Origin of the sequence: Neorhizobium sp. T25_27, assembly GCF_002968565.1 — a bacterium.
Lineage (GTDB): Bacteria > Pseudomonadota > Alphaproteobacteria > Rhizobiales > Rhizobiaceae > Neorhizobium > Neorhizobium tomejilense.
On record NZ_PVBJ01000019.1, the window covers coordinates 14,912 to 41,031 of the forward strand.

Consider the following 26,120-nt stretch of genomic DNA (forward strand, 5'->3'; position numbering starts at 1 on the left):
GTGGGAAAGCTGCATGTGTTCGAACGGGATAAAAGAATGTCAGTCTCAGAGGCTCTGGCGCCGGTCGCCATCAAGAAGCCGCTCGTCGCCAACCCGGATCTCTTCGGCACTAAGCCGTCGCTGATCGGGCTGACGCGCGAGGACATGGCGCAGGCGCTGAAGGAAAAGGGCGTTTCGGAAAAGCAGGTACGCATGCGCGTCAGCCAGCTCTGGCACTGGCTCTATATCCGCGGCGTCTCCGATTTCGACGCGATGACCAATGTCGCCAAGGACATGCGCGAGATGCTGAAGGCGCATTTCACCATCGCGCGTCCGGAGATCGTCGAGGAACAGGTTTCCAATGACGGCACCCGCAAATGGCTGTTGCGCTTTCCGCCGCGCGGCGCCGGCCGTCCGGTCGAAGTCGAGACCGTTTACATTCCCGAAGAGGGTCGCGGCACGCTCTGCATCTCGAGCCAGGTCGGCTGCACGCTGACCTGTTCCTTCTGTCACACCGGCACCCAGAAGCTGGTGCGCAACCTGACCGCCGAGGAAATCCTGTCGCAGTTGCTGCTGGCCCGTGACCGGTTGGGTGACTTTCCGGGCACCGACACGCCGCCCGGCGCCTATGTGCCGACCGGCGACCGTAAGGTCACCAACGTGGTGATGATGGGCATGGGCGAGCCGCTCTACAATTTCGAGAGCGTCAAGACCGCGCTGCTGATCGCGACCGACGGCGACGGGCTGTCGCTGTCGAAGCGCCGCGTCACATTGTCGACCTCGGGCGTGGTGCCGGAAATCTACCGGACCGGCGACGAGATCGGTGTGATGCTGGCGATCTCGCTACATGCGGTGCGCGACGAACTGCGCGACATGCTGGTGCCGATCAACAAGAAATATCCGCTGAAGGAGCTGATCGAGGCCTGCCGCAACTATCCGGGCCTTTCGAACGCCCGCCGCATCACCTTCGAATATGTGATGCTGAAGGACGTCAACGACAGCCTGGAGGATGCCAAGGCGCTCATCCAGTTGCTCAAGGGCGTCCCGGCAAAGATCAACCTGATCCCGTTCAACCCCTGGCCGGGCACGAACTACCAGTGTTCGGAATGGGCGCAGATCGAGAAGTTTGCTGATTTCATCAACCAGGCCGGTTACGCCTCGCCGATCCGCACCCCGCGCGGCCGCGACATCCTTGCCGCTTGCGGCCAGCTGAAGTCGGAGTCGGAGCGGATGCGCAAGACCGACCGCCTCGCCTTCGAAGCGATGATGATCGCCGGGCACGGCGAGGACGACTGAGGCTGCCGGAAATATTTCACGGGGCGCATGTCGATCGGCTTGCATCCCGTTCGTTATCGGTCACCATCGCAATTGAGCGGTGGCTGAACCGAGGATACGGACATGAAATATATGGCGCTGATCTACACGAACCCGGCAACGATGACGCCTCCCGATTCTCCGAATTTCGGCCGAATGATGGAGGGCTACAAGCTCGCCAACGAGACCTATAAGCGCGACGGCGTCTATGTTTCCGGCGATGCGCTGCAGCCCGCGACGACCGCCACGACCGTGCGCGTGCGGGACGGCAGGACCGAAACGATGGATGGTCCTTTCGCTGAAACCAAGGAGCAGCTTGCCGGCTTCTACATCCTTGATTGCCCTTCGCTCGACGATGCGATCCGCTATGCCGCGATGATCCCCGGTGCGGCTCACGGTGCGGTGGAAGTGCGGCCGATCATGGTCTTCGACCGCTGATGAACGGCCCTGCGGCGAGGGCTCCGATTGCCGAGGCGATCGACAGGATCGCCCGGCAAGACGGCGGGCGCCTTCTTTCCAGCCTCGTCGGCTCGCTCAGGGATTTCCAGCTGGCTGAAGATGGCCTGCAGGATGCCCTCGAATCCGCGTTGATCCACTGGAACCGGAACGGATTGCCCGCCTCGCCGAATGCCTGGTTGATGCAGGTGGCTCGGCGCAAGGCCATCGACCGGCTGCGGCGCTCGGCCAATTTCCACGCAAAATCGGCGGAGATCGCGCATCTCATCGAACTGGAGAACAGATCTGCCGCAGCAGACGAGCCCGATCCGATCGGCGACGAGCGGCTGAAGCTGATCTTCGCCTGCTGCCATCCGGCGCTCGACAAAAAGACCTGCGTGGCTTTGACCCTGCGTTCGGTCTGCGGGTTGAAGACCGAAGAGATCGCGAATGCCTATCTGGACGGGCACGAGGCTATGGCCCAGCGGCTGGTGCGTGCCCGCCACAAGATTGCCAAGGCCGGCATTGCCTATGAGGTTCCGGGACCGGAGGGCTGGGCCGCAAGGCTCGAAAGCGTGCTCGCGGTCGTCTATCTCATCTTCAACGAAGGTTATGCCTCCGGAGGCGGCCATCATATCCGCGCCGATCTCTGTGAGGAGGCGATCCGCCTCGGCCGGCTGCTGACCAGGCTCAAGCCCGACGAACCCGAGATCGAGGGACTGCTGGCGCTGATGCTGCTGCATCATGCCCGGCGGGCGGCGCGGATCGGCGCCAGCGGCGAGATTTTGACGCTGGAGGCTCAGGATCGACGTTTATGGGATCAGGCCGAGATTTCGGAAGGCCTTGCTCTCATCGAACAGGCGCTGTGCCGCCGGCGGCCTGGGCCCTATCAGATACAGGCGGCGATCATCGCCGTGCATGCCGAAGCGCCGAGTTTTCCCAGGACGGACTGGCAGCAGATCGCCTCGCTCTATGCGGAACTTACCCGCACCGCCGACAATCCCGTCTATGAACTCAACCGGATCGTTGCCGTGTCCTACGTGGAAGGTCCGGCTACCGCATTGGCCTGTCTCAAACCCATTGCCATCGCTCTGGTGGAGTACCAGCCTTTTTATGCCGTTCAAGCCGATCTTCTGGCTCGGGACGGGCAAATAGATCAAGCGAGGCTTGCCTACCGCCGGGCGATCGAACTTTCCCAATCCGATGCGGAAAAGCTGTTTCTTTCGGGACGGCTGGAAGCGCTTGTCGGGGGCGCTCCTACCGGGCCTGCGTGAAGAAAATCTTCGCCGCGAAGATCGAGAAGACGCCGGCGAAAGTGTAGTCGATGCCCCGCAGGACCTTCGGGTTGGCCTGCAGCCAGCCCGAAAGCCAGTCGGCGGCAAGAACGACGATCAGGTTTACCGGCATGCCGATGACGATGAAATAGAAGCCGAAAAAGATCAGCTTGCCGGTGACATGCGGATCGCCGGCGGTCACGAACTGCGGCAGGAAGGTCATGAAGAAGATGATGACCTTCGGATTGAGGATATTGACCCAGAAGCCAGTCGAGATGTTGGCGAGCGGGCTGCTCGCGGTCTTTTCAACCTGCTCGACGGAAAAGTTCGAGCCGAAGCGGATCGCCTGGATCGCCAGCCACAGGAGATAGGCTGCCCCGCCGGTCTTCAGGATGAAGAAGGCGGTCGGCGATGCGGTAATCAGCGCCGAGATGCCGAAGGCGACGAGCAGCGTGTGGCAGACGACGCCGAGGCTGGTTCCGAGCACCACGAACAAAGCCGGGCGGCGGCCCTGGCCGAGCGCGCGGCTGATCGACAGCGTCATATCAGGCCCCGGCGTCAGGGCCAGAAGCAGGCCCGCGGCGGTGAAGGCAAGCAGGGCGGCAAGGCTCGGCAGGAATTCCATGGGTCACGCTCGAATAGCCGGATAAAGGAATGCTCCATTTACCCGGCTTTCGAAGCCTTGCCAAATCAATCTATCGACGCCCGTTGATGAAGTCCTTTGATGCATCCGCGAAATCCGGGTGCCAGCGCGACAGCGGCGGACGGTTGTCGATGATGTCGCCGATCGCCCAGGCCATGCGGCGTTCGTCTGTTGCCCGGTCCACGTCATTGTCGGGGCACAGGATGTAGAAGTCGCCGCGCTCGAGGCTGGTAAGCATGAACTCGACCGTCTGTTCCGGCGTCCAGGCGTCGGCAGGCTTTTCGATGCGTTCGCCCTTGGTCAGGCCGGTAAACACGAAGCCGGGGATGAGCAGATGCGCCGATACCTGGCAGTCGGGCGTGTTGCGAAGCTCGTGCTGGAGCGCTTCGGTGAACGCCTTCACACCGGCCTTGGCGACATTGTAGGCGGGGTTGCCCGGCGGTGTCGTGATCCCCTGTTTCGAGCCTGTGTTGACGATCAGCGACGGTTCGCCATGGGCGATCATGGCTGGGCCGAACGTCCGCGTGCCGTTGATGACGCCCAAAAGGTTGACGGCGAAAATGCTGTCCCAGTTGACCTGCGGCCCGAATATCGAGCTCCCCGGGCTGATGCCGGCATTGTTCATCAGCACATGCACCCGGCCGAAACGCTGGATCACGGCGCGTTCCAGAGCCTCGATCTCATCCGGCTTCGAAACGTCGGTGCCGATGGCGGCGACATCCGCCTCGCCGTCTTCGGCAAGAGCCGCGACCTCGTGGGCTGCTTCCGCGAGCTTGTCGCCCTCCAGATCGGCAAGGACGACCGAAAGGCCCATCCTGGCAAACTCCTTCGCGACGGCAAGGCCGATGCCCGATGCGGCGCCGGTAATCACGGCGACGTTGTCCTTTTTCAGAGCGGGATGAGTGACGGTCATGGCAGATCTCCTCTAGGGCGCTGCTGTTCAAAGGTCGGGCGGGATATGGTACCCTCGTCAAAACCTGTCAACATGACAAGGGCGTCACAAGAGAGCGGGAAGCCGATGGGCACGATCATCTCGATTACGATGGATGAGGAATTGGCCGCCTTCGTTCAGAGAAAAGTGGATGCCGGGCGCTACGGTTCAGTACGCGATGTGGTGGAAGAGGCGCTTCGCCTGCTGAAGCAGAGGGAAGACGAATCCCTCGAAGCGATCCGCACCGCCATCGCGGAGGGCGAGGCTTCCGGTGAGCCGCAACCGTTCGATTTCGAGGAGTTCCTGCGGGGGAGGCATGCGGAGATTGGCCGCGACCGATAATCGCTTCCGAAATCCATCCCCGGTTTTTCTTGCGTGCCTCAGGAAACTCGCTAAAAGTGCCGCAAATCCCGACCTGGCAGTTTCAACAACCGCTTCCACCCGCAGACGGACGTAAATCGACATGGCACTCCCGAAAGACGTAAAGAAGGTCGTTCTCGCCTATTCCGGCGGCCTCGACACCTCGATCATCCTGAAATGGCTGCAGACCGAGCTTAACGCCGAGGTGGTGACCTTCACCGCCGATCTCGGCCAGGGCGAAGAGCTGGAGCCGGCCCGCAAGAAGGCCGAGATGCTCGGCATCAAGGAGATCTATATCGAGGACGTGCGCGAGGAATTCGTGCGCGATTTCGTCTTCCCGATGTTCCGCGCCAATGCCGTCTATGAAGGCGTCTACCTGCTCGGCACCTCGATCGCCCGCCCGCTGATCTCCAAGCACCTGATCGAGATCGCCAAAAAGACCGGTGCCGATGCGATCGCCCATGGCGCCACCGGCAAGGGCAACGACCAGGTCCGTTTCGAGCTTTCGGCCTATGCTCTCAACCCGGATATCAAGGTCATCGCGCCCTGGCGCGACTGGGCCTTCAAGAGCCGCACCGATCTTTTGAAGTTCGCCGAGGAAAATCAGATCCCGGTCGCCAAGGACAAGATGGGCGAGGCGCCGTTCTCGGTCGATGCCAACCTGCTGCACTCGTCGTCCGAAGGCAAGGTTCTCGAAGACCCGGCCGTCGAGGCTCCCGAATACGTGCATATGCGCACGATCTCGCCGGAAGCTGCTCCGGACAAGGCGACCGTCATCAAGGTCGGCTTTAAGAAGGGTGATGCGGTTTCCATCAACGGTGTCGCCATGTCGCCGGCGACCCTGCTTGCCGCGCTCAACAATTACGGCCGCGACAACGGCATCGGCCGTCTCGACCTTGTCGAGAACCGTTATGTCGGCATGAAGTCGCGCGGCGTCTACGAGACCCCCGGCGGCACGATCCTGCTCGCCGCCCACCGGGCGATCGAGAGTATCACGCTCGACCGTGGTGCAGCCCATCTCAAGGATGACATCATGCCGCGTTACGCGGAGCTCATCTATTACGGCTTCTGGTTCTCGCCGGAGCGCGAAATGCTGCAGGCGCTGATCGACAAGAGCCAGGAGCATGTCGAAGGCGAAGTGACGCTGAAGCTCTACAAGGGCAATGTCATGGTGATCGGCCGCGAGAGCGAAAAATCGCTCTATTCCGACAAGCTGGTCACCTTCGAGGACGACCAGGGCGCCTACGACCAGAAGGACGCCGCCGGCTTCATCAAGCTCAATGCGCTGCGCCTGCGCACGCTCGCCAAGCGCAATCTCGGCAAGTAATTCCAAACAATCCGATCACCGAAGCCCGCTTGCCCGAAAGGGAGGCGGGTTTTTTCATGCCCTGCGGCTGGCGATCCGGAAACCGATGTAACCGAGCACGGCGATCAGGTGCATGGCGGGAATGACGATGCCGAAGGCCGGCAGCGGCGAGCCGATCGAGGCGGCGGCGACGCCGCCCACGAAGCCGGCGCCCATCTGGATGAAGCCCATCATTGCCGATGCCGACCCGGCAATATGCGGGAAGGGGATGAGACCCGCGGCGGTCATGTAGGGCGACACGAAGGCGATCCCGAAGGCGCACATGGCAACCGGCACCATGACCGACAGAAAGGACGGCGGCAGGTAGTGGACCGAAAGGGCCATGAGGAGGCCGCCGCTGCCGCTGAGGATCAGCCCGATCAGGGGAGCGCGTTCGGCGGGCAACCACCTCGATATGACCCTCAGGCAGACCGAACCCATCAGGAAGAAGCCGGATTGCATCAGCATGCTCAGGCCGAACTGGGTCGGCGTCAGCCCGACCTTCTCGATCAGGATGAACGGCAGCACCGCTGCCTGGGCATACATGGAGCCCACGGCGCCAGCGAGAACGACCGCGGTGAACAGGAAGCGCGGCAAGGCGATGATTTCCGCATAGGCCTGGACGAGCCGCAGCGGCTTCAGCCGGCTGCGATCCGGCACGGTCGTCTCCTTGAGACAGACGGTGGAGAGAAAAACGAGCAGGGCGCCGAAGCCGACCATCAGCAGGAATACCGATCGCCAGCCGAAGGCGGCGAGTGCAAGGCCGCCGATCGTCGGGCCTAGGGACGGTCCGATCGCCAGGATGATGCCCATCGTGTTGATGATCCGCGCCGCGTCGCCGCCGTTGAACTGGTCCCGCACGATGGCGCGCGACACGGTGATGCCGACCGAAGCGCCGATACCCTGGATCAGGCGGCCGGCGAGCACCCATTCGACCGTCGGAGCAAAGGCCGCAAGCAGAGAACCGGCAAGATAGATGAGGAGGAAGCTCAGCGAGGCAGACTTGCGGCCGAAGGCATCGGAGACGGGGCCGGCGACCAGCTGCGCCAGCGCAAAGCCCGCGAAATAGAGGGACAGCGACATCTTGATCGCCGCTTCCGTGGTGTCAAAGGCGCGCACCAGTTCCGGCATCGCCGGCGTGTAGATCGCCATGGAAATCGGCCCGATCGCCGTCAGGAGGGCGCCGATGATCGTGGTTCGGCGCTCGCTCATCCGAGCGGGGATAGGCGGCATGTTATCGGCTTTCATCGGGTGCAGTCTGCGGTGCGGCGGAGGGGACGGCGGCCTGCAGGTTGGCGTTGAACAGGGCCAGCGCCTCGCGCAGGATCCGGTTGTTTTCCTCGCTGAGGCCTTCGGTCGCCTGGCCAAGAATGGCGTTCAATTCGTTGCGGATCGAACCGATCATCTCGCCGGAAGTCTCGGTGAGATTGATCCGCTTGGCGCGCCGGTCGGCGGAGCATTGCTGCCTTTCGACCAGTCCGAGCGCCTCCAGCTTGTCGAGATAGGCGCAGAGCGTCATCGGCTCGACGCCCATGCGGGCGGCGATGTCGAGCTGGCGGCTACCGTCGAGAGCCGCGATGTTGATCAGGGCGCGGGCTTCGCCGGGTGTCAACCCCAGGCCTGCCTGGGCGATGCGGCGCTCGAAGGCGGCGCGCAGCAGTCGGGCACTGTCGACGATCAGGAACCCCAGAATGTCCATATGCTTTTCGGCACCCTTCGCCGCGTCGTCGAATTTCATAAGGCACGCTTACTATCTTTCGGGTGCGAGGCAAACGGAAAAGGGGGCTCTGGTTGCATTGACACCGGTAAAACCGGAGGCGAGATTGTCGCAGCCTTCCGACGGAGACCATGATGTCATCATCGCTGCTTGCCGGCGCCTTTTTCGCGGCGCTTGCCTATACGCTCATTCCCGGGCCGGCATTCCTGGCGCTGCTCGGCATCGGTGCCGGGCAGGGAAGGCAGGCCGGGGCCTTCTTCATGGGCGGCCATCTGGCGGGGGACATCCTGTGGTCCGGACTGGCGCTGGTGGCGATCATCGGCGCCAAGACGGTCGGCACCACCCTCTTCGACATACTCGGGGTTTTCTGCGGGCTCTATCTCGGCTGGATCGGCTGGAGCGCATTGCGGGCGAAACCGAAGGAGGACGGCGGCGCTCTGGTGACGGTCGAAAAACCGCTGCGGCGCGGGCTGATCTTCGGCCTGACGAACCCCAAGGGATATCCGGTGGCGCTGGCGACGTTCACCGCGCTGCTCGCAAGTTCTGCCGATGCACTGGATTTCAGCGCGCTGCCGCTTCTTCTCGCCGTGTCGCTGATCGGGTTCCTGACCGCCGATCTGGTGCTGATCGGGATTATCGGCGCCGGCGTGGTGCGGCGTTTCTATCGGAAACACGAGAGGGTGATCGTCCGGCTTTCCGGACTGCTGTTCATCGGCTTTGCGGTGCAGGCGCTCTGGCACTCGGCACCGGGCCTGTTCGGCTATCGGCGGGCCTGAAGGTGGGATGCGGCTAAGCTTTGCCGATCAGACTTCGATGAAGGCCATGACTGCGCGAAGGACGTTGGCGCGGGACGTATCGCCGAGCGACATGGCGATTTCAAGCTGGTTGCGGTAATAGTCGTGGAAGTTGAAGCCGGTTTCGTCGGTGACCTGCGACAGGTCCATCAACTGTCCTTGAGCATCGACGGCGTGTGTTGGAAGTTCTTCGGACAGCGTTATGTATGTGTCCTGGTCGATCTTGCCGGCCTGATAGTTTTCAAGCGCGAGCGCGCGCAGATCGCGCGGGGTGATCGCCGAAAAATCAATCGGCGATTCATCCGCGTCGGGCACCTGAAAGGTGATCTGGCTCTGCCGACTTCCATGCTCGGAAGATTTCTCGACCTTGTTGTTTCGAGAATGGTCTCTTTGCAGTAAGTTGGTAGACCAGCGCAAGGAACTGATTTCCATGGCTATATCCTGTTTCATCGGATACTGGGCCAAAAGTACCTTTGATTACTGCACTGCGTCAAATGGTTAATAACCGTTAATTGTTGTGTATGATTTCTTGCTGAAAAACGAAAATGGACGGGCGCATACCCATTCCCGCCGCCTTCTCCTATATGAATGGCGAAGCATCGTTATGAAGGATATATATTCATGTCTTCTAATCTTCTGGTGAACCCCGCTCTGGTGGACTGGAACGGTCATCACGGCCTGCCGCGCTTCGATCAGGTGAAGGACGAGGACTTCGCTCCCGGCTTCGACGCAGCGCTTGCCGCCCACGAAGCGGAGATCGATGCGATCGCCAACAATCCGGAAGAGCCGACCTTTACCAACACGGTCGTTGCCCTGGAGACCGCAGGCGATGCCCTGTCGCGCGTTTCGGCGCTGTTCTGGGGCAAGGCCGGTGCCCATACCAACGAGAATATCCAGGCACTCGAGCGCGAGATCGCGCCAAAAATGTCCCGCCATTATTCGAAGATCGGCATGAATGCGGCGCTGTTTGCCCGCATCGATACGCTCTGGGACAATCGCAAGGAACTGGGCCTGACGCTCGAGGAAGAGCGGGTGCTGGAACGTCACTGGAAGGGTTTCGTCAAGGCCGGCGCCAAGCTTGCCAAGGCCGAGCAGGAGCGGCTTGCCGATATCAACGAGAAACTTGCCGGGCTCGGCGCCAAGTTCGGCCAGAACGTTCTGGGCGACGAGAAAAGCTGGTCGCTGAAATTGTCCGACGAGGCCGAGCTCGACGGCCTGCCGGCGTTCCTGCGCGATGCCATGGCATCCGCGGCCCGCGAACGCGGCGAGGCGGACGGCTATATGGTGACGCTGTCGCGCTCGATCATCGAACCGTTCCTCACCTTCTCGACCCGCCGGGACCTGCGCGAACAGGCTTTCAGGGCCTGGGCGGCGCGCGGACAAAACGGCGGCGAGACCGACAATCTCGGGATTGTGCGCGAAACGCTGGCGCTGCGGGCGGAAAAGGCAAAACTGCTCGGATACGAAAATTTCGCGGCCTACAAGCTCGACAACACAATGGCGAAGACGTCCGATGCGGTGAATACGCTGCTCCGCCAGGTCTGGGACAAGGCGCGCTCCAAGGCGCTGGAGGAAGAGGCGAGCCTTGGCGGCCTGATCGCCGAGGAGGGCAAGAACCACGAGGTCATGCCGTGGGACTGGCGTTATTATGCCGAGAAGCTGCGGCAGCGGACCTTCGATTTCTCCGAAACCGAACTGAAGCCCTATCTGCAGCTCGAAAAGATCATCGAGGCCTGCTTCGATGTCGCCGATCGCCTGTTCGGCATCAAGGCGGTCGAGGTGAAGGGTGTTTCGGCCTACCATCCGGATGTGCGGGTGTTCGAGGTCCGCGACCGGGACGGTTTTCTGAAGGCGCTGTTCCTCGGCGATTATTTCGCCCGGTCCTCGAAGCGCTCCGGCGCCTGGATGAATTCCCTCCAGTCGCAGCATAAGCTGCCGCTGAAGAACGGCGCGACAGGCGAGCTGCCGATCATTTACAACGTCTGCAATTTTGCCAAGCCCGCCGAAGGCAAGCCGGCCTTGCTGTCGATCGACGACGCCCGCACCCTGTTCCACGAATTCGGCCACGCGCTGCACGGCATGCTGTCGGATGTCACCTATCCGTCGGTCTCCGGCACCGGCGTGTCGCGCGATTTCGTCGAACTGCCGTCGCAGCTTTACGAGCATTGGCTGACCGTGCCGGAAATCCTGGAAAAATATGCCGTGCATTACGAAACCGGCAAGCCGATGCCGAAGGCGCTGCTCGACAAGGTGCTGGCGGCCCGCACCTTCAACGCCGGTTTCGCGACGGTGGAATTCACCTCCTCGGCGCTGGTGGACATGGCGTTTCATACCCGCGGAGCGGTCGAAGATCCGATGGCGGTGCAGAAGGAAGTGCTCGACGAGATCGGCATGCCGGCCTCGATCGTCATGCGCCACGCGACGCCGCATTTCCAGCACGTGTTTTCGGGTGACGGTTATTCGGCGGGCTACTATTCCTACATGTGGTCGGAAGTGCTCGATGCGGACGCCTTCTCCGCCTTCGAGGAAACCGGCAACGCCTTCGATCCGGTCATGGCGCGCAAGCTCAAGAACAACATCTACTCCGTCGGGGGCTCGATAGATCCGGAAGAGACCTACAAGGCGTTCCGCGGAAAGTTGCCGGACCCGAAGGCGATGCTGAAGAAAAAGGGCCTCGCGATGGTCGAGGAGCTTTCCGGCAGCGACGCCTGAGCGCGTTGCGATTCCGAGTCTTCCGGGATAGAATAGGGCCGAAGATTTGCCGATCATCGGCCTGTCATGCGGCGGCCGTAATACCGTAGCGCCAGATCGCAACATCGATCTGGCGGCAGTCGCGCGGGGGTCGATCTGGCTCGGTGTCGCCATGGCCTTCATTGCAATCGTGGCGACCACCCTCCTGCCGCTCCTCTTGGCCACCGTCTTGAGGCGCAGCGGGCTGGTGGCGAAACAGCTATCAACCATCATCGCGCTCACCCCTTTCGCAAATGCGAAAAACAGGGTATGAGGCCGCAAAACGAATTGGGTGCCGCCTCCCGTTGCCGCGCCAAGAGCTCAGAGATTCAAAACATGAAAATGCGAAATATCGCGATCATCGCACACGTCGACCATGGGAAGACCACTCTTGTCGACGAACTCCTGAAGCAGTCCGGCTCGTTCCGTGACAACCAGCGCACCACCGAGCGCATGATGGACAGCAACGATCTCGAAAAAGAACGTGGCATCACCATTCTTGCCAAGGCGACCTCGATCGAGTGGAAGGGCGTTCGCGTCAACATCGTCGACACCCCCGGCCACGCCGACTTCGGCGGCGAAGTCGAGCGCATTCTCTCAATGGTGGACGGCGCGATCGTTCTCGTCGACTCCTCGGAAGGCCCGATGCCGCAGACCAAGTTCGTGGTCGGCAAGGCGCTGAAGGTCGGCCTTCGCCCGATCGTCGCGATCAACAAGATCGACCGTCCGGACGGCCGCCACGAGGAAGTCATCAACGAAGTCTTCGACCTCTTCGCCAATCTCGACGCCACCGACGAACAGCTCGATTTCCCGATCCTCTACGGTTCCGGTCGCGATGGCTGGATGAACGTCAATCCGGAAGGCCCGAAGGATGAGGGGCTCGCCCCGCTTCTCGACCTGGTGCTGAAGCACGTTCCCGAGCCGAGCGTCGGTGAAGAAGACGGCGCGTTCCGCATGATCGGCACGCTGCTCGAAGCCAACCCCTTCCTCGGCCGCATCATCACCGGCCGTATCCATTCCGGCTCGATCAAGCCGAACCAGCCCGTCAAGGTGCTGTCCCAGGACGGCAAGACGGTCGAAACCGGCCGTATCTCCAAGATCCTCGCCTTCCGCGGCATCGAGCGTACGCCGATCGACGAAGCGCATGCGGGCGATATCGTCGCCATTGCCGGCCTCTCAAAGGGCACCGTCGCCGACACGTTCTGCGATCCCTCGGTCACCGAGGCGCTGCATGCACAGCCGATCGACCCGCCGACCGTTACCATGTCCTTCCTCGTCAACGACAGCCCGCTTGCCGGCACCGAAGGCGACAAGGTGACGAGCCGCGTCATCCGCGACCGCCTGTTCAAGGAAGCCGAAGGCAATGTCGCGCTGAAGATCGAGGAAGCCGAGGGCAAGGATTCGTTCTACGTTTCCGGTCGTGGCGAATTGCAGCTCGCCGTCCTGATCGAAACCATGCGCCGCGAAGGTTTTGAGCTTGCCGTGTCGCGTCCGCGCGTCGTCATGCACAAGTCCGAGGACGGCACGCTGATGGAGCCGATCGAGGAAGTCGTCATCGACGTCGATGAGGAGCATTCCGGCGTCGTCGTGCAGAAGATGTCCGAGCGCAAGGCCGAAATGGCCGAGCTGCGTCCGTCCGGCGGCAGCCGCGTTCGCCTGGTATTCTTCGCGCCGACCCGCGGCCTGATCGGCTATCAGTCGGAACTGCTGACCGATACTCGGGGCACGGCGATCATGAACCGCCTGTTCCACGACTATCAGCCCTACAAGGGCGAGATCGGTGGCCGCACCAACGGCGTGCTTCTGTCCAACCAGTCCGGCGAAGCCGTTGCCTATGCGATGTTCAACCTGGAAGACCGTGGCCCGATGATCATCGAGCCGGGCGAAAAGGTCTATATGGGCATGATCATCGGCATTCACAGCAGAGACAACGACCTTGAGGTCAATGTCCTCAAGGGCAAGCAGCTGACCAACATCCGTTCTGCCGGCAAGGACGAAGCCGTCAGGCTGACCCCGCCGATCCGCATGACGCTCGACCGTGCGCTGTCCTGGATCCAGGACGACGAGTTGATGGAAGTGACGCCGAAGAACATCCGGCTGCGCAAGACCTATCTCGACGCCAACGACCGCAAGCGCTTCGGCAAGGCGAAAATCGCCTGATTTCGACAGCATGCTCTGAGCCTTTCAAAACCCGGCAGAAATGCCGGGTTTTTTTCTGTGCCTGAGACCCGGCCGCCCTTGTCGCAAAGGTTAAAAACACGTTAACGTTGCCGCGTCGTCCACATGAGAAGTCTGTGGGCAATCCGCTCTACACACATTGGTGGAATGGCGGATTGCCAGCATCAGGGCCTAGAGTAAACGTTATGAAAACGTTATCGATCGATGTCCGGCGGGCCGAACCGCAAGACGCTCGCGCCATTTCCGAGGCGCACCGCCAGGCATGGACCCAGGCCTATGCAGGCCTCATTCCCCACAAGCCACTGACCCAGATGCTGGAGCGCCGGGGCGAGGCATGGTGGCGCAAGGCGACCCGCGGTCCCGCGACCCTGCTGGTGCTCGATGTCGCCGACCAGGTCGCCGGTTACGCCACGATCGGCCTCAACCGGGCCCGTGCCCTGCCTTATGACGGCGAGGTTTACGAAATCTACCTGCGTCCGGAATTTCAGGGCATCGGCCTTGGCCGCCGCCTGTTTGGCGAAAGCCGCCGGCTCCTGAAGTCGCTCGGCTGCGAAGGTCTCGTCGTCTGGTGCCTGGAGGACAGCGAGCATGCGGCGCGTTTCTTCCGCCGGCACGGCGGCGTGGACCTTGCCGAAGGCATGGAGGATTTTGGCGGCACTCAGCTTCGCAAGATCGGTTTCGTCTGGTCTTGAACGGTCAGCCTTCAACCCCCTGAATTTGAACGCTTTCTAGTGTTGCGGCGCGCAGTGCGGTTCAACATTGGCGTCAAAGCCTTGTTGCCTTGCAGCATGATTCCCGCTATCGACGCTTAACTTTGTTGAACCTCATCGGGGACTAGAATGCGTATCGATGCAATTTCCGTTGGCAAGAATCCGCCTGAAGACGTCAACGTCATCGTTGAAGTGCCGGTCGGCGGCCAGCCGATCAAGTACGAAATGGACAAGGAAGCCGGCGCTCTCGTCGTCGACCGCTTCCTCTACACGCCGATGACCTATCCGGGCAATTACGGCTTCGTACCGCACACGCTTTCGGAAGACGGCGACCCGATCGACGTCCTCATCTGCAACACCCGTCCGCTGGTTCCGGGCTGCGTCATCAACGTGCGCCCGATCGGCGTGATGATCATGGAAGACGACGGCGGCAAGGACGAGAAGATCATCGCCGTGCCGGTTCCGAAGCTGACCCAGCGCTACGACAAGATCAAGAACTACACCGACATGCCCGAGATCACGCTGAAGCAGATCGAGCACTTCTTCGAGCACTACAAGGATCTGGAGCCCGGCAAATGGGTGAAGATCGGCGGCTGGCAGAATGTCGACGTGGCAAAGACGCTGATCATCGAAGCCATCGAGCGCTACAAGGCCCAGAAGTAAGCCGTCAGGCCTTCAGGACCTTCTTGAATTTCTCTTCCAGATCCTCCGGGTCGCCATCGATCCGGAGGATTTTTTTGCGCGCGGTTTCGCCCGACAGGATCGAAATGGAGGATTTGGGAAGGCGGAACGTATCGGCCAAGAGCAGGATCAGCGCCTTGTTGGCCTTGCCGTCCTCCGGCACGGCGGTGACGCGTGCCTTCAGGAACACCTCGCCATCGGCGGCGATCTCCATGCCCTCGACGGCATTGCGGCCCGAATTCGGCGTAAGCCGGATTGCGAGCCGCAGATGGTCGGAATGCTTGCTGTAGGCGCCGCTCACGCAACCAGCGGATAGATCGACGTCCACATCAGCGAGCGAATGAAGAAGATGATCAGGAGCAGGATGACCGGCGAGATGTCGATGCCGCCGAGGTCCGGCATGATGCGGCGGATGGGACGCAGCGCCGGTTCGGTGACGGCGAAGAGGAAACGACCGACCGCATCGACGAACTGGTTTCGCGAATTGATGACGTTGAAGGCAAAGAGCCACGAGAAGATGGCGCTGGCAATCAGCACCCAGGTATAGAGGTTCAAGGCCAAATCGATGGTCTGAAACAGGGCGAGCATTAACGTCTCCATTTCTTTGTTGACAGACATGTAGACATTGGCGAACTAACGGGCAAGTGCCGCGCCCGCGCCTCATCCGATTCATGTTTAACGGGCGGCGGGCACGCTGCCGGCTTCCGGCTCCGCTGAAAGTGTTGCCTCATGTCCATTTCCGCCTCGGGCGATCGTTTCGCCGCCTTCCGGCACTCATCTTATACTCGCTTCTTCTTTTCCCGACTTTTCTCGGCTTTCGCGATCCAGATCATCAGCGTCGCGGTCGGCTGGCAGATGTACGACGAGACGAGCAATCCGCTCTATCTCGGCCTGATCGGCCTTTTCCAGTTCCTGCCATCGCTGCTCCTGATCCTCGTCACCGGTTCGGTCGCCGACCGCTATAACCGACGCGTGATCATGGCGATCTGCATGGTGGTCGGGGCGCTCTGCGCCGGCGCCCTTCTGGCTCTCACCGTCACCCATTCGTTTTCGCCCTGGCCGGTTTTCGGCATCCTGATCGTGTTCGGGATCGAACGGGCCTTCATGGGGCCGGCGGTCCAGTCGCTCGGTCCGAACCTGGTGCCGGAACAGGACCTGCCGAACGCAGTCGCCTGGAATTCCTCGTCATGGCAGACGGCGGCGATCCTCGGCCCGGTTGCCGGCGGCCTGCTCTACGGCATCAGCGCGGTTTCCGCCTATTCGGTCGCACTGGTCTTCCTCGTCCTCGCCGCCGCCCTCGTGTTCATGATCCCGAAGCCTCCGCAGCGCAACGCTGCCGAAAAGGTGAGCTGGGGCCAGATCCTGGCCGGTTTCCACTTCATCTCGCGGGAAAAGATCGTGCTCGGAGCGATCTCGCTCGACCTCTTCGCGGTCCTGCTCGGCGGCGCGGTGGCGCTGATGCCGATCTTTGCGCGTGACATTCTTGAACTGGGTCCATGGGGCCTCGGCATGCTGCGGGCAGCACCGGGCGTCGGGGCGATCGTCGTCGCGATCTACCTCGCCTTCTATCCGATCCGCCACCATGCCGGTCTGGCGATGTTCATCGGCGTCGGGCTGTTCGGCATCGGCACGCTGATCTTCGGTCTCTCAGTGACGCCCTGGCTGTCGATCTCGGCGCTGATGCTGATGGGAGCGTCCGACATGATCTCGGTCTATGTGCGCGAGACGTTGATCGCGCTCTGGACGCCGGACGAGGTGCGCGGCCGGGTCAACGCGGTCAACATGGTGTTCGTCGGTGCGTCCAACGAGCTCGGGGAGTTCCGTGCGGGTACGATGGCCTCGATCTTCGGCGCCGTACCGGCCGTGGTGATCGGTGGCGTCGGCACGCTGGGCGTCGCGATCATCTGGGCCATGGGCTTCCCGAAGCTGCGCAGGATCGACAGTCTTGATGCGCCGGACCGGGAAGAGAGATCGGTTCAGCCGGCCTGAAGCGCCGGCTGTCGGCCGTGTCCGATCTGTTCGCCGTGGGCCTGCGCGCCGTGGGCCTGCGGGTCGAAGACGAGATCGAGGAAATTCCAGAGCCATTCCTTGAGCGGCGCATCGAAGATCATCCGGCCCTCCAGATGGTCGCGACCGGCCTGTGCATTCGGCATGGTGAAACGCTCGGCGCCATGCACGACCCAGCGCTGCATCATGGCCCGTGTCAGTTCCGCGTGGAACTGCAGCCCCCAGGCGTTGTCGCCGTAGCGGATCGCCTGGTTGGGATAGGCGTCGCCTTCGGCAAGCAGCTGCACGCCGCGCGGGATGTCGAAGCCTTCGCGGTGGAAGTGATAGACCATTTTCGGCCATTTCATCAGCAGCCGGCCGTGTTCGGTGGCGCGTAGCGGATACCAACCGATTTCGGTGAGGCCGTTTTTCTCCGCGGCGACCGTGCCGCCGAGATGGCGCACCATCATCTGCGCGCCGAGGCAGATGCCGAGATAGGGCTTGTTCTCCCTGAGCGGAACGCCGATCCAGTCGATCTCCGTTTTGACGAAGGGATCCGGGTCGTTGGCGCTCATCGGCCCGCCGAAGATCACCGCGCCCGAATGATCGGCCATGGTGTGCGGCAGGGGATCGCCGAGCACGGGGCGGCGGATATCGAGAGGGAAACCCTTGTCGGAAAGCATCTGGCCGACGCGCCCGGGCGACGAGCGCTCCTGGTGCAGCACGATCAGCACGGGAAGTTTTCGGGTATGACGGGAGGGAAACATCAGCATTTCAACAACGTCCTCAGTCTCCTCCCTCATCTCCTCCGGTTGCACGGGCGGCGGCCTGCTGGCGCTCCAGAACCCTGTCGCGCGCCGAGACGCCCAGAAGATCGGCGATCCTCCAGATCACGTGATCTTCGATCTCGCTGCGCTGGCCGTCGGCATAAACGATATCCCAGAGGATGCCGAGAAGCTCGACGCGGTCCTCCTCGTCGACGAGATGTTTTCTAAGATCGGAAGTGAAGCGGTAATAGTCAACCGCCTCGCTGCCGGCCTGATGGCCGATCTCGATCAACGCCTTCAGGCGATCCTCGCTCAAGTCGTAACGTTCGCGCAGCAGGTCGCGAAACTTCTGCTGTTCCCGGGGCGAGACGTTGCCATCCGCCTCCATCACCTGGAAACAGAGCGCGACAAACGCCACCCGGGGGTCATCGGAGGCGAATTCCTGCGTATGGTGGGACCCTGTCAGAGTTTGGAGGAAGGCCTGAATGCGATCTAACATCTATCTCCAGGCCCTCGCCATTCTAGAACAGCCGGAGCCTCGTTGCGGGCTGCGCGGCATCGGGATCTTTCACACCCGGATCATCCGGCGGGCGGCCGAAAAAGGGAACGGGCTCCTCCTCATTTTCAGGGGATTTTCCGTCCTTCGGCGTCACATTCGCCGGGGCTGGTGTTTTTGCTGCAACAGCTAACTCCTTCTGAGGGGGCTTTGCCTCCTGCGGGGCCGGCTTGACCTCGACGAGAATGGGCTTCGGGGTCTCTTCTGTCGCCGTGCCGGCCTTCGCCTCGCTGACCGTGACAGGCGGCAGGCTGGCGATCGCGGTATCGGCCGCGAGCGAACCTTCCTCGACCGGGCCTTCGAGCTGGTCGAACGGCGCCTTCCACTCGAAGGCATCGAGCCGGCCGGTCACCGGGGAGAGCGGCAGCCACTTTTCCGAGACGAAACCATCGGCGACCCAGGCGGGGTCCCGCGGTGCGCGCAACGCCTGCGCCATCCAGTGGCGAACGCGGCCCTGGTCGCCGGTTTCGGCTTCCTCGATATCGGCGAGCAACAGGTAGACGGCCTCCCGCGGCTGCATGCGGGCGGCGGCTTCCGCCTTGGCACGCGCCTTCTTGAACTGCTGGGCATCGAGTGCAGCCTGGGCGACGGCCAGCAGCGATTCGACATTGTTGGGGCGCATCGCCTCGAGCTTTTCGGCGCGTTTCAGCCGGTCGACCGTGCTGTCGCCGCTGCGGGCGCGGATATAGGCGCCGGCGATTTCCGGATGCGGTCCAAGCTTCCAGACACCTTCGAGGGTGGACGCGGCCTTGCGGACGTTGTCCTCGCGCAGCCAGGCCTTGGCGGCGATGACGGCGGCGGGCACCAGATCCTTGGCGAGCTTCAAGGCCGCCATGGCGTCGTCGCGGGCGCCCTTCGGATCACCCTCCAGCCGGTCATTGGCCTTGGCCGTCAGAAGCACGGCCTTCCAGCGTTCGGCCTGCGGCTTTTCGAGGATATTGGCCATGCGTTGCTGGTCGAGCAGGCGGATCGCATCGTCCCAGCGGCCGGCCTGGCTGCGGGATTCGAGCGTCGCCTGGGCGGCCCAGGGCAGGTAGGGCGCATGCTCGACGGCCTTTTCCGCATATTGGCGGGCGGCCTCGTTGGCACCGAGCCGGCGGGCTTCCATGTAGAGGCCGCGCAGGCCCAGTTCGCGGGTCTCCGGATCCTCGGCCATCTGCTCGAACTTCTTGCGCGCTTCGTCGTGCTTGCCTTCGATCAGGGCTGCCTGGGCTTCAAGGAGGTGGATCAGGGGTTCCTGATCGGCGCTGATCAGGCCGCGGGTGCGAAGGCTCATCTTGCGGGCGAGAAGCGCATTGCCGGCGCCGGCGGCGATCAGGCCGGTCGACAGCGCCTGGTAACCGCGGTCGCGCTTGCGGGCGCGAAAATAACGGCGGACGGAATAGGGCGAGGTCCAGATCACGCCGACGATCCACCAGAGGAGCATTGCGGCGCCGACCAGCGCGACCATGGCGGTCGCGGCCACCATCAGGGTCGTTTCGATCAGGTGGTCCTGCCAGGTGATGGAAATCAGGCCGGGGCGATCCGCAAGCAAGGAGAAACCCCAGGCGAGAGCCAGCACCACAACGAGAAAAGTGAAAAGTCTGACCATCCGGTTCTTCCGTCCTCAGCCTTGGGTGCCGGCGACGGCGCGCGTCAGCGTTCCGCCCACGAGATTTTCCACCTGAATGCGGGCATCGAGCTTCTGCTTGAAATCGCGAGAAACCGCCTTTGCCGGTTCCGGTAGCGCATCCCAATCGCGGGCGGAGGCCTGGAGATCGCCGTTGCGCAGCGCATTTTCCATGCGGGCGACGACCGCATCCGGTGTTTCGCCCTGGACGTCGCCGACCCGGCGGACCTTGACCACCGACATGGCGGAGGAAAGCAGCCGGCTGGCAATGCCCTCGTTCGGGTCCGACTGGACGGTCGCCTCCAGCATGGCATCGGCAATGCGGGGGAAATCGCGCTGCAGCTCGGCGCGCGCGGGCACGCCGGCGGACGCGAATTTCTGCAGGTCGGCGACGGCGGGATCGTCGCCGGCGACGGTCACGAAGGTCTGCAGTTCGGTTTCGAACGGGCCGCCGCGATCGATGCCGGCCTTGAGGGCGGCGGCTGCGACAGCGCGGGCGACCTGCTGTTCCGGGCCGCGGTCGTTCAGCTTGGCCTCGGCCTGGTCCAGGCGCTGGGCGAGACCGGAATCGGCGGTCGTCGCCGACTGGACGGTGGCGCGAAGCCGGTCGAGATCGGCCTTCAGGGCGCCAAGCGCCTGTTCGCTGGCACCGCCCGACGTGCGAGGCGCTGTTTCAAGCGCAGCAACCCGGCTGGCGAGCGCGGCATCGGGGGCCGCTGCTGCGGCAGGCCGGTTTTTGAGCGCTGCGATTTCCTGGCGCAGTGCGGCGATCTCGGAGGAGAGGCCGGCCGTGTTGGAGGCCGCCGGGGCGGGCGTGGCGCCGGGCAGGTAACCGGCATATTGCATGCTTCCGGCCAGCAGCAGCGCGACGATGCCGCCGAAAATGCCGGCCGCGATCAGCGTCGACGTGGCAGGGCTCGGGCGATGGTGCGGAGCGGGTGTCGACTCCGGTTCGGGCGCCACGGTCGCGGGCTGCGGTTCGCTCTGGGCGGCGGCAGACCAAGGATCGTCATAACGCGGCTCGTCTGCGGCCGATGGGCTGGATGCCGGTTCTTCCGTGGGCTCGGGCCCGGGTTTGGCCGGCTCTTCGCCTATTGCGGAAATGTCTTCGGCGGGTTCCGTGGCGCTCACCGCGTCGTCGGTGTCGTTGCTGCGGACTGGTTCGGCGACGACATCAGACTGCTCGGCGGTCAAGTCGATCGTGACCGGCTCCTTGTCCGTCTTGGATCGGCGGGGTGGTTGTTCCGGTACCATCTCGACCTCTTTTTGCATGCGCTCACAGGAAACTAGTGGGTGGGTCTTAGGAAAGAAAGGGGCGGGCGGGATTTTGGCGCAACACCTCGACTAAAGGAGTGCCAATACCCCATCCTCGTCAGGGTGGCTGGCGATCTTGATATTTCTATGGAATTCCCGCGGAATGATTTCGGCGACATTGTCGCTGAGGCACAGGAACTGCAGGGACGGGAGTTCCTGAAGGTGCGGCGCAGCGAAATCGCAGAAAAGCCGGGCATTTTCCCGCGAGTAGAGAAGCACGGCATCCGCCGGCTGATCGAGGAGAGTGCCGCGGATAAGAGCTTCATCGTAGGCTATGGGTTCCATTTCGTAGATTTCGGCGGCGACGAACGGCACCGCCGCCGCGCGCAGGCCATCTTCAAATTTTGACGAACGCGGCCTGCCGGCAAGGTAGAGCAGCGGAGCATCGAACGTAGGTGCATCGCTGGCGATGATCTTTGCGAGTTCGGCGCCTGTGCCAAGCCCGCGGCGAATATTTCGGAAGCCGACATCTTCGGCAGCCTTTGCCGTTGTTTCGCCGACGGCGTAGAGGGTTTGGCCGAGAAATGGGATGAGACGCTCGCCCAGCGCGGACAGCACGCGCAAGGCTTCGGCGCTGGTGACGGCCAGCGCGGAATGGGGGCTGGCGAGCACGGCTTCGGCAATTTTCGGATGATGGATCGCCCTGGTCAGCGGCAGCAGGACCGGCTGATGGCCGAGGTCCTGCAGACGCTCGGCGGTGCGCCGGGCCGAGCTTTCGGGGCGGGTAACGACGACCCGCATCGCTTTACGACCAGCCTTCGAAAAAATCGGCGCCGGCCGCCGCACGGACGGCTTCGCCGGCCTGGCGACCGAGTTTTTCCGCGTTGGCGCGTTTGCCTTCGGTCTCGATCGAATGTTCCTTGCGGCCATCCGGTGTCAGGATGAGGCCTGAGAATTTCAGATGGTCGCCCTCGCAGATGGCGTAACCGCCGATCGGTGTGCGGCAGGAGCCGTCGAGCGCTGCCAGGAAGGCGCGTTCGCAGGAGACCGCGTCATAGGTCGGGCGGTCGTTGATCGGGTCGAGAAGCGCTTCGATGCGGGCGTCACTGACACGGCTTTCGACGCAGATCGCGCCCTGCGCCGGTGCAGGGGGAAAGTCCTGCGGGTCGAGCAGTTCGGTGACCACATCCTGCTTGGCGAGGCGCTTGAGGCCGGCGTAGGCGAGCAGGGTCGCATCCACCTGGCCTTCGTTCAGCTTGCGCAGCCGAGTTTCGACCAAGCCGCGGAAGGTGATGACCTCGATATCCGGCCGGATGCGGCGGATCAGCGCCTGGCGGCGCAGCGACGAGGAGCCGACGGTGGCGCCATCGGGAAGGGCGGCAAGCGTATGGGCGGTGCGGCCGATAAACGCATCGCGAAAATCCTCGCGGGGCAGGTAGGCGGCGAGACGCAGGCCGTCGGGCAGTTTGGTCGGCATGTCTTTCGACGAATGCACGGCGAAATCGAGATCGCCGGAGATCAGTCCTTCCTCCAGCTCCTGGGTGAACAGGCCCTTGCCGCCGAGCTCCGAAAGCGACCGGTCGGTGATCCGGTCGCCTGTCGTCGACAACACGACGATCTCGAACATGTCCTCCGGCAGGCCATGCGTCGTCATCAGTCGTGCGCGCGTTTCGGAAGCCTGTGCGAGCGCCAGCGGGCTGCCGCGCGTGCCGATCCGGAAAGGTTTTGTTTGCATCCGCGTCATTCCATTGTTACCGGAGGCTTTCGTAGACCGGTTTATCCGGCATCGCAATTATCGATAGGCGTATGGCGACCTTTCTTCGCATCCTCGGCATTGAAACTAGCTGCGACGAGACGGCAGCTTCCGTCGTCGCGCGCCATGAGGACGGCCGCGGCGAAATCCTCTCCGACATCGTGCTGTCGCAGCTCGACGAACACAGCGCCTATGGCGGCGTCGTGCCGGAGATCGCCGCGCGCGCGCATGTCGAGGCGCTGGACGGGCTGATCGAGGAGGCGCTCACCCGCGCCAATGTGTCGCTCTACGAGATCGATGCGGTCGCCGCAACCTCCGGACCGGGCCTGATCGGCGGGCTGATCGTCGGACTGATGACCGCCAAGGCGATCGCGCGGGCGGCCGGCAAGCCGCTGATGGCGATCAATCACCTCGAAGGTCATGCGCTGACGGCGCGGCTGACCGACGGGCTTTCCTTTCCCTACCTGATGCTGCTCGTGTCCGGCGGTCATACCCAACTGGTACTGGTGCGCGGCGTCGGGGAATACGAGCGCTGGGGCACGACGATCGACGATGCGCTTGGCGAGGCGTTCGACAAGACGGCAAAGCTGCTCGGCCTGCCCTATCCCGGCGGGCCGGCTGTCGAGAAGGCGGCGCTGAAAGGCAATCCGGACCGGTTCTCGCTGCCGCGGCCGCTGGTCGGCGAAGCGCGGCTCGACTTTTCCTTCTCGGGCCTCAAGACGGCGGTGCGCCAGGCGGCGACCGAGATCGCCCCCTTGAGCGAGCAGGATGTCGCCGATATCTGCGCCTCGTTCCAGAAGGCGATTTCCCGCACGCTGCGCGACCGCATCGGCCGCGGGCTGGCGCGGTTCAAACAGGAATTCGCGCATCTTGATGTCGACCGGGCGCTGGTCGTCGCCGGCGGGGTTGCCGCCAACCAGGAAATCCGCCGGACGCTGCAGGCGCTCTGCATCGAGAACGGCTTCCGCTTCATCGCGCCGCCGCTGAGGCTCTGCACCGACAATGCGGCGATGATCGCCTGGGCGGGGCTCGAGCGGATGGCGGAGGACCTGCCAACCGACGGTTTCGACGTGGCCCCGCGCTCGCGCTGGCCGCTCGACAAGGACGCCAAGACCCTGCTCGGGTCCGGCAAGCGAGGAGCCAAGGCATGAGCGGTGCGGAAAAAATCGTCGTCATCGGTGCCGGTGCCTTCGGGACCGCGCTTGCCGCCGTGATTTCGCTGGAAGGCCGGCATCCGGTGACCCTGATCGGCCGTGACCCTTCGCTGATGAGCGATCTGCGCGACGACCGGGTGCATGATGCCGCACTTCCCGGCGTTCCCCTGCCGGATGCGCTGGAGTTTTCCGCCGAGCCGGATGCGATCGGCGAGGCGAGCCTCGTGCTTTTTGCCATGCCCTCGCAGGCGCAGGCGGATGCGGCACGGCACTACGGTCCTTATCTGGCGGAGGGCGCGATTGTCGTCACCTGCGCCAAGGGCATCGACAGGTCTTCCGGCCGGTTGCTGACCGAGCTGCTGGAGGCGGAATTGCCGCATCATCCGGTCGCGGTGCTTTCGGGGCCGGGTTTTGCGGCCGATATCGCCCGCGGCCTGCCGACGGCGATGGCGATTGCGGCGGGGGATGAGGCATTGGCGGAACGGCTCGCCAACGCGCTCTCCAGCCGTACCTTCCGCCTCTATGCTTCCACCGACCGGATCGGGGTGCAGCTCGGCGGCGCGCTGAAGAACGTACTGGCGATTGCCTGCGGCATCATCGAAGGCGCCGGGCTCGGCGAATCGGCGCGTGCAGCACTGATCTCGCGCGGGCTTGCGGAAATGTCGCGGCTGGTCGAGGCGATGGGCGGCAAGGCGGATACGGTGCGGGGCTTGTCGGGCCTCGGCGACCTGGTGCTGACCGGCACCAGCCATCAATCGCGCAACCTGCGTTTCGGCATCGCGCTCGGGCAAAGTGGCGGTAGCTGGGGCGAGGGCACTCAGGCCGGCGGACCGCTGGTCGAAGGGGCGTTCGCGGCATCCGTCGCGGCGCGTCTGGGCAAGAAATTTTCGGTCGAACTGCCGGTCACCAACGCGGTGGCCGATATCATCGACGGCAAGCTCGATATCATGACGGCCATGGAACAGCTGATGACCCGGCCGATCACCACCGAATAAGACATTCCCCCAAAAGGATCATGCAAGGAGAGACTGATGCTGTTTGCGTTTCTGTGCACCGACAAGCCCGGCCATCTGAACGTCCGGATGGAAACCCGCCCCACCCATCTGGAGCATCTGAACAAGCTCAATGCAGAGGGTGTGCTGAAGTTCGCAGGCCCGTTCCTCGATGAGGACGGCAAGCCGAACGGCAGCCTCGTGGTCGTCGAAGCCGCCGACATGGCCGCCGCCCGCCTGATCGCCGAAGCCGATCCCTATTACCTGGCCGGCCTGTTCGAGAAGGTCGAAGTGAAGGCTTGGAACTGGGTCTTCAACAAGCCGGAGTGAGGCGACAGATGGCATATTGGCTTTACAAATCCGAACCGTCGGCCTGGTCCTGGGAACAGCAGAAGGCGGCGGGCGAAAAGGGCACCGAATGGACCGGCGTGCGAAACTACCTGGCGCGCAACAACATGCGGGCCATGAAGATCGGCGACAAGGGTTTTTTCTACCACTCGAATGACGGACTGGAGATCGTCGGCATCGTCGAGGTTTGCGCGCTGTCGCATCCCGATTCGAGCGCCAAGGGCGACCCGAAGTGGGATTGCGTCGACATCCGCGCGGTGACCGACATACCGACGCCGGTGACGCTGAAGGATATCAAGGCGAACCCGAAGTTCGAGAAGATGTCGCTGGTGACCTCGATGCGGCTTTCGGTGCAGCCGGTGACCGACGACGAATATTTCGAGATCTGCAAGCTCGGCGGCCTCGACAATCCGCCCAAATCGCCGGCCTGAAGCGACCTTGAAGACCGATCCCCGGACCTTCATCCTCCAAAACACGGTTCTCATGAGCCCGCCGCATGTGCCGGAAATCCGGCTGCGCTTGGCGAGCGAGGCGCATGACCTCTGGCTGAAGACGGAAGAAGACCTGGAGGAAATCGGCTTGCCGCCGCCGTTCTGGGCTTTTGCCTGGG

29 protein-coding genes and 1 pseudogene are annotated in these 26,120 nt (G+C 63.0%); 17 read left to right on the plus strand and 13 right to left on the minus strand.

Annotation, left to right across the window (positions count from 1 at the left end):
- Window positions 1-36: 36 nt before the first annotated feature.
- From rlmN to C5J24_RS30405, 3 genes are all read left to right on the plus strand, one after another.
- The gene (rlmN, locus tag C5J24_RS30395) at window positions 37-1,275 is read left to right on the plus strand and encodes a 23S rRNA (adenine(2503)-C(2))-methyltransferase RlmN (protein WP_105404556.1); all 1,239 of its coding nucleotides are present in this window, start codon (window positions 37-39) and stop codon (window positions 1,273-1,275) included.
- Window positions 1,276-1,377: 102 nt separating this feature from the next.
- Window positions 1,378-1,731, plus strand: a complete 354-nt coding sequence (locus C5J24_RS30400) for a YciI family protein (RefSeq protein WP_105423389.1) — start codon at window positions 1,378-1,380, stop codon at window positions 1,729-1,731.
- Window positions 1,731-3,002: an RNA polymerase sigma factor gene (locus C5J24_RS30405; RefSeq protein WP_105423391.1), complete on the plus strand. Its 1,272-nt coding sequence runs from the start codon at window positions 1,731-1,733 to the stop codon at window positions 3,000-3,002. The genes C5J24_RS30400 and C5J24_RS30405 overlap by 1 nt, the downstream gene beginning before the upstream one ends.
- On the opposite strand, the gene C5J24_RS30410 is transcribed toward C5J24_RS30405, so the two are convergent.
- Both C5J24_RS30410 and C5J24_RS30415 read right to left on the minus strand, forming a co-directional pair.
- A complete protein-coding gene (locus C5J24_RS30410; RefSeq protein WP_046637422.1) occupies window positions 2,986-3,627 on the minus strand; it encodes a LysE family translocator in 642 nt (213 codons plus the stop codon). The genes C5J24_RS30405 and C5J24_RS30410 overlap by 17 nt on opposite strands.
- A gap of 70 nt (window positions 3,628-3,697) precedes the next feature.
- A complete protein-coding gene (locus C5J24_RS30415; RefSeq protein WP_105423392.1) occupies window positions 3,698-4,558 on the minus strand; it encodes an SDR family NAD(P)-dependent oxidoreductase in 861 nt (286 codons plus the stop codon).
- Window positions 4,559-4,663: 105 nt separating this feature from the next.
- Here C5J24_RS30415 and C5J24_RS30420 point away from each other — a divergent pair, with 105 nt between their 5' ends.
- Window positions 4,664-4,918, plus strand: coding sequence for a type II toxin-antitoxin system ParD family antitoxin (locus C5J24_RS30420; RefSeq protein ID WP_105423394.1), 255 nt, complete (start codon window positions 4,664-4,666; stop codon window positions 4,916-4,918).
- A 121-nt stretch (window positions 4,919-5,039) separates the two neighbouring features.
- The gene (locus C5J24_RS30425) at window positions 5,040-6,263 is read left to right on the plus strand and encodes an argininosuccinate synthase (RefSeq protein ID WP_046637426.1); all 1,224 of its coding nucleotides are present in this window, start codon (window positions 5,040-5,042) and stop codon (window positions 6,261-6,263) included.
- A gap of 54 nt (window positions 6,264-6,317) precedes the next feature.
- Here the strand turns inward: C5J24_RS30425 and C5J24_RS30430 are convergent, their stop codons facing one another.
- Both C5J24_RS30430 and C5J24_RS30435 read right to left on the minus strand, forming a co-directional pair.
- Window positions 6,318-7,514, minus strand: a complete 1,197-nt coding sequence (locus C5J24_RS30430) for a multidrug effflux MFS transporter (protein ID WP_245446869.1) — start codon at window positions 7,512-7,514, stop codon at window positions 6,318-6,320.
- Between the two features lies 1 nt (window position 7,515).
- Complete coding sequence (locus C5J24_RS30435) at window positions 7,516-8,019, minus strand: MarR family winged helix-turn-helix transcriptional regulator (RefSeq protein ID WP_371674857.1); 504 nt, start codon at window positions 8,017-8,019, stop codon at window positions 7,516-7,518.
- Between the two features lie 113 nt (window positions 8,020-8,132).
- On the opposite strand from C5J24_RS30435, the gene C5J24_RS30440 reads away from it, so the two are divergent.
- The gene (locus C5J24_RS30440; RefSeq protein ID WP_105404563.1) at window positions 8,133-8,774 is read left to right on the plus strand and encodes a LysE family translocator; all 642 of its coding nucleotides are present in this window, start codon (window positions 8,133-8,135) and stop codon (window positions 8,772-8,774) included.
- A 27-nt stretch (window positions 8,775-8,801) separates the two neighbouring features.
- On the opposite strand, the gene C5J24_RS30445 is transcribed toward C5J24_RS30440, so the two are convergent.
- Window positions 8,802-9,224 (minus strand): hypothetical protein, encoded by a 423-nt coding sequence (locus tag C5J24_RS30445; protein WP_105404564.1) that lies wholly within the window; start codon window positions 9,222-9,224, stop codon window positions 8,802-8,804.
- A 189-nt stretch (window positions 9,225-9,413) separates the two neighbouring features.
- Here C5J24_RS30445 and C5J24_RS30450 point away from each other — a divergent pair, with 189 nt between their 5' ends.
- The 5 genes from C5J24_RS30450 to ppa all read left to right on the plus strand — a co-directional run bounded on the left by C5J24_RS30450 (window position 9,414) and on the right by ppa (window position 15,073).
- Window positions 9,414-11,504 (plus strand): M3 family metallopeptidase, encoded by a 2,091-nt coding sequence (locus tag C5J24_RS30450; RefSeq protein ID WP_105404621.1) that lies wholly within the window; start codon window positions 9,414-9,416, stop codon window positions 11,502-11,504.
- 46 nt (window positions 11,505-11,550) lie between these two features.
- Window positions 11,551-11,796 carry a hypothetical protein gene (locus tag C5J24_RS30455; RefSeq protein ID WP_245441292.1) on the plus strand — a complete coding sequence of 82 codons (246 nt, stop codon included), beginning with the start codon at window positions 11,551-11,553 and terminating at the stop codon, window positions 11,794-11,796.
- Window positions 11,797-11,858: 62 nt separating this feature from the next.
- Window positions 11,859-13,682: a translational GTPase TypA gene (gene typA, locus C5J24_RS30460; protein ID WP_105404622.1), complete on the plus strand. Its 1,824-nt coding sequence runs from the start codon at window positions 11,859-11,861 to the stop codon at window positions 13,680-13,682.
- Window positions 13,683-13,885: 203 nt separating this feature from the next.
- Window positions 13,886-14,392, plus strand: coding sequence for a GNAT family N-acetyltransferase (locus tag C5J24_RS30465; protein ID WP_037081530.1), 507 nt, complete (start codon window positions 13,886-13,888; stop codon window positions 14,390-14,392).
- 147 nt (window positions 14,393-14,539) lie between these two features.
- Window positions 14,540-15,073, plus strand: coding sequence for an inorganic diphosphatase (gene ppa / locus C5J24_RS30470; protein ID WP_037081533.1), 534 nt, complete (start codon window positions 14,540-14,542; stop codon window positions 15,071-15,073).
- 4 nt (window positions 15,074-15,077) lie between these two features.
- Here ppa and C5J24_RS30475 read toward each other — a convergent pair whose 3' ends face one another.
- Both C5J24_RS30475 and C5J24_RS30480 read right to left on the minus strand, forming a co-directional pair.
- Complete coding sequence (locus tag C5J24_RS30475) at window positions 15,078-15,392, minus strand: DUF167 domain-containing protein (protein WP_105423398.1); 315 nt, start codon at window positions 15,390-15,392, stop codon at window positions 15,078-15,080.
- Window positions 15,389-15,679: a YggT family protein gene (locus tag C5J24_RS30480; RefSeq protein ID WP_245446871.1), complete on the minus strand. Its 291-nt coding sequence runs from the start codon at window positions 15,677-15,679 to the stop codon at window positions 15,389-15,391. The genes C5J24_RS30475 and C5J24_RS30480 overlap by 4 nt, the downstream gene beginning before the upstream one ends.
- Window positions 15,680-15,820: 141 nt before the next feature.
- On the opposite strand from C5J24_RS30480, the gene C5J24_RS30485 reads away from it, so the two are divergent.
- Entirely contained in the window at window positions 15,821-17,080 is a 1,260-nt protein-coding gene (locus C5J24_RS30485; protein ID WP_105423402.1) for an MFS transporter, read from the plus strand.
- Here the strand turns inward: C5J24_RS30485 and C5J24_RS30490 are convergent.
- From C5J24_RS30490 to hemC, 6 genes are all read right to left on the minus strand, one after another.
- Window positions 17,068-17,850 carry a glutamine amidotransferase gene (locus tag C5J24_RS30490; RefSeq protein WP_371674858.1) on the minus strand — a complete coding sequence of 261 codons (783 nt, stop codon included), beginning with the start codon at window positions 17,848-17,850 and terminating at the stop codon, window positions 17,068-17,070. The genes C5J24_RS30485 and C5J24_RS30490 overlap by 13 nt on opposite strands.
- A 13-nt stretch (window positions 17,851-17,863) precedes the next feature.
- Window positions 17,864-18,343: a TerB family tellurite resistance protein gene (locus C5J24_RS30495; protein WP_105423404.1), complete on the minus strand. Its 480-nt coding sequence runs from the start codon at window positions 18,341-18,343 to the stop codon at window positions 17,864-17,866.
- Window positions 18,344-18,365: 22 nt separating this feature from the next.
- A complete protein-coding gene (locus tag C5J24_RS30500; protein ID WP_105423406.1) occupies window positions 18,366-19,991 on the minus strand; it encodes a heme biosynthesis protein HemY in 1,626 nt (541 codons plus the stop codon).
- Window positions 19,992-20,006: 15 nt separating this feature from the next.
- Complete coding sequence (locus C5J24_RS30505; protein ID WP_105423408.1) at window positions 20,007-21,263, minus strand: mitofilin family membrane protein; 1,257 nt, start codon at window positions 21,261-21,263, stop codon at window positions 20,007-20,009.
- A 90-nt stretch (window positions 21,264-21,353) separates the two neighbouring features.
- Entirely contained in the window at window positions 21,354-22,064 is a 711-nt protein-coding gene (locus C5J24_RS30510; RefSeq protein WP_105423410.1) for a uroporphyrinogen-III synthase, read from the minus strand.
- A 4-nt stretch (window positions 22,065-22,068) separates the two neighbouring features.
- Window positions 22,069-22,998, minus strand: a complete 930-nt coding sequence (hemC, locus tag C5J24_RS30515; protein WP_105423426.1) for a hydroxymethylbilane synthase — start codon at window positions 22,996-22,998, stop codon at window positions 22,069-22,071.
- A 71-nt stretch (window positions 22,999-23,069) separates the two neighbouring features.
- Between hemC and tsaD the strand changes: the two genes are divergently transcribed.
- The 5 genes and pseudogenes from tsaD to C5J24_RS32515 form a co-directional block, all read left to right on the plus strand.
- Window positions 23,070-24,167 (plus strand): tRNA (adenosine(37)-N6)-threonylcarbamoyltransferase complex transferase subunit TsaD, encoded by a 1,098-nt coding sequence (gene tsaD / locus C5J24_RS30520; RefSeq protein WP_105423412.1) that lies wholly within the window; start codon window positions 23,070-23,072, stop codon window positions 24,165-24,167.
- Complete coding sequence (locus C5J24_RS30525) at window positions 24,164-25,165, plus strand: NAD(P)H-dependent glycerol-3-phosphate dehydrogenase (protein WP_105423414.1); 1,002 nt, start codon at window positions 24,164-24,166, stop codon at window positions 25,163-25,165. Before tsaD ends, C5J24_RS30525 begins: the two co-directional genes overlap by 4 nt.
- Before the next feature lie 36 nt (window positions 25,166-25,201).
- Window positions 25,202-25,492, plus strand: a complete 291-nt coding sequence (locus C5J24_RS30530; protein WP_105404574.1) for a YciI-like protein — start codon at window positions 25,202-25,204, stop codon at window positions 25,490-25,492.
- An 8-nt stretch (window positions 25,493-25,500) separates the two neighbouring features.
- Window positions 25,501-25,941, plus strand: coding sequence for an EVE domain-containing protein (locus C5J24_RS30535; protein ID WP_105423416.1), 441 nt, complete (start codon window positions 25,501-25,503; stop codon window positions 25,939-25,941).
- A gap of 7 nt (window positions 25,942-25,948) precedes the next feature.
- Window positions 25,949-26,120: pseudogene (locus C5J24_RS32515) on the plus strand (methyltransferase); the annotation flags it as partial.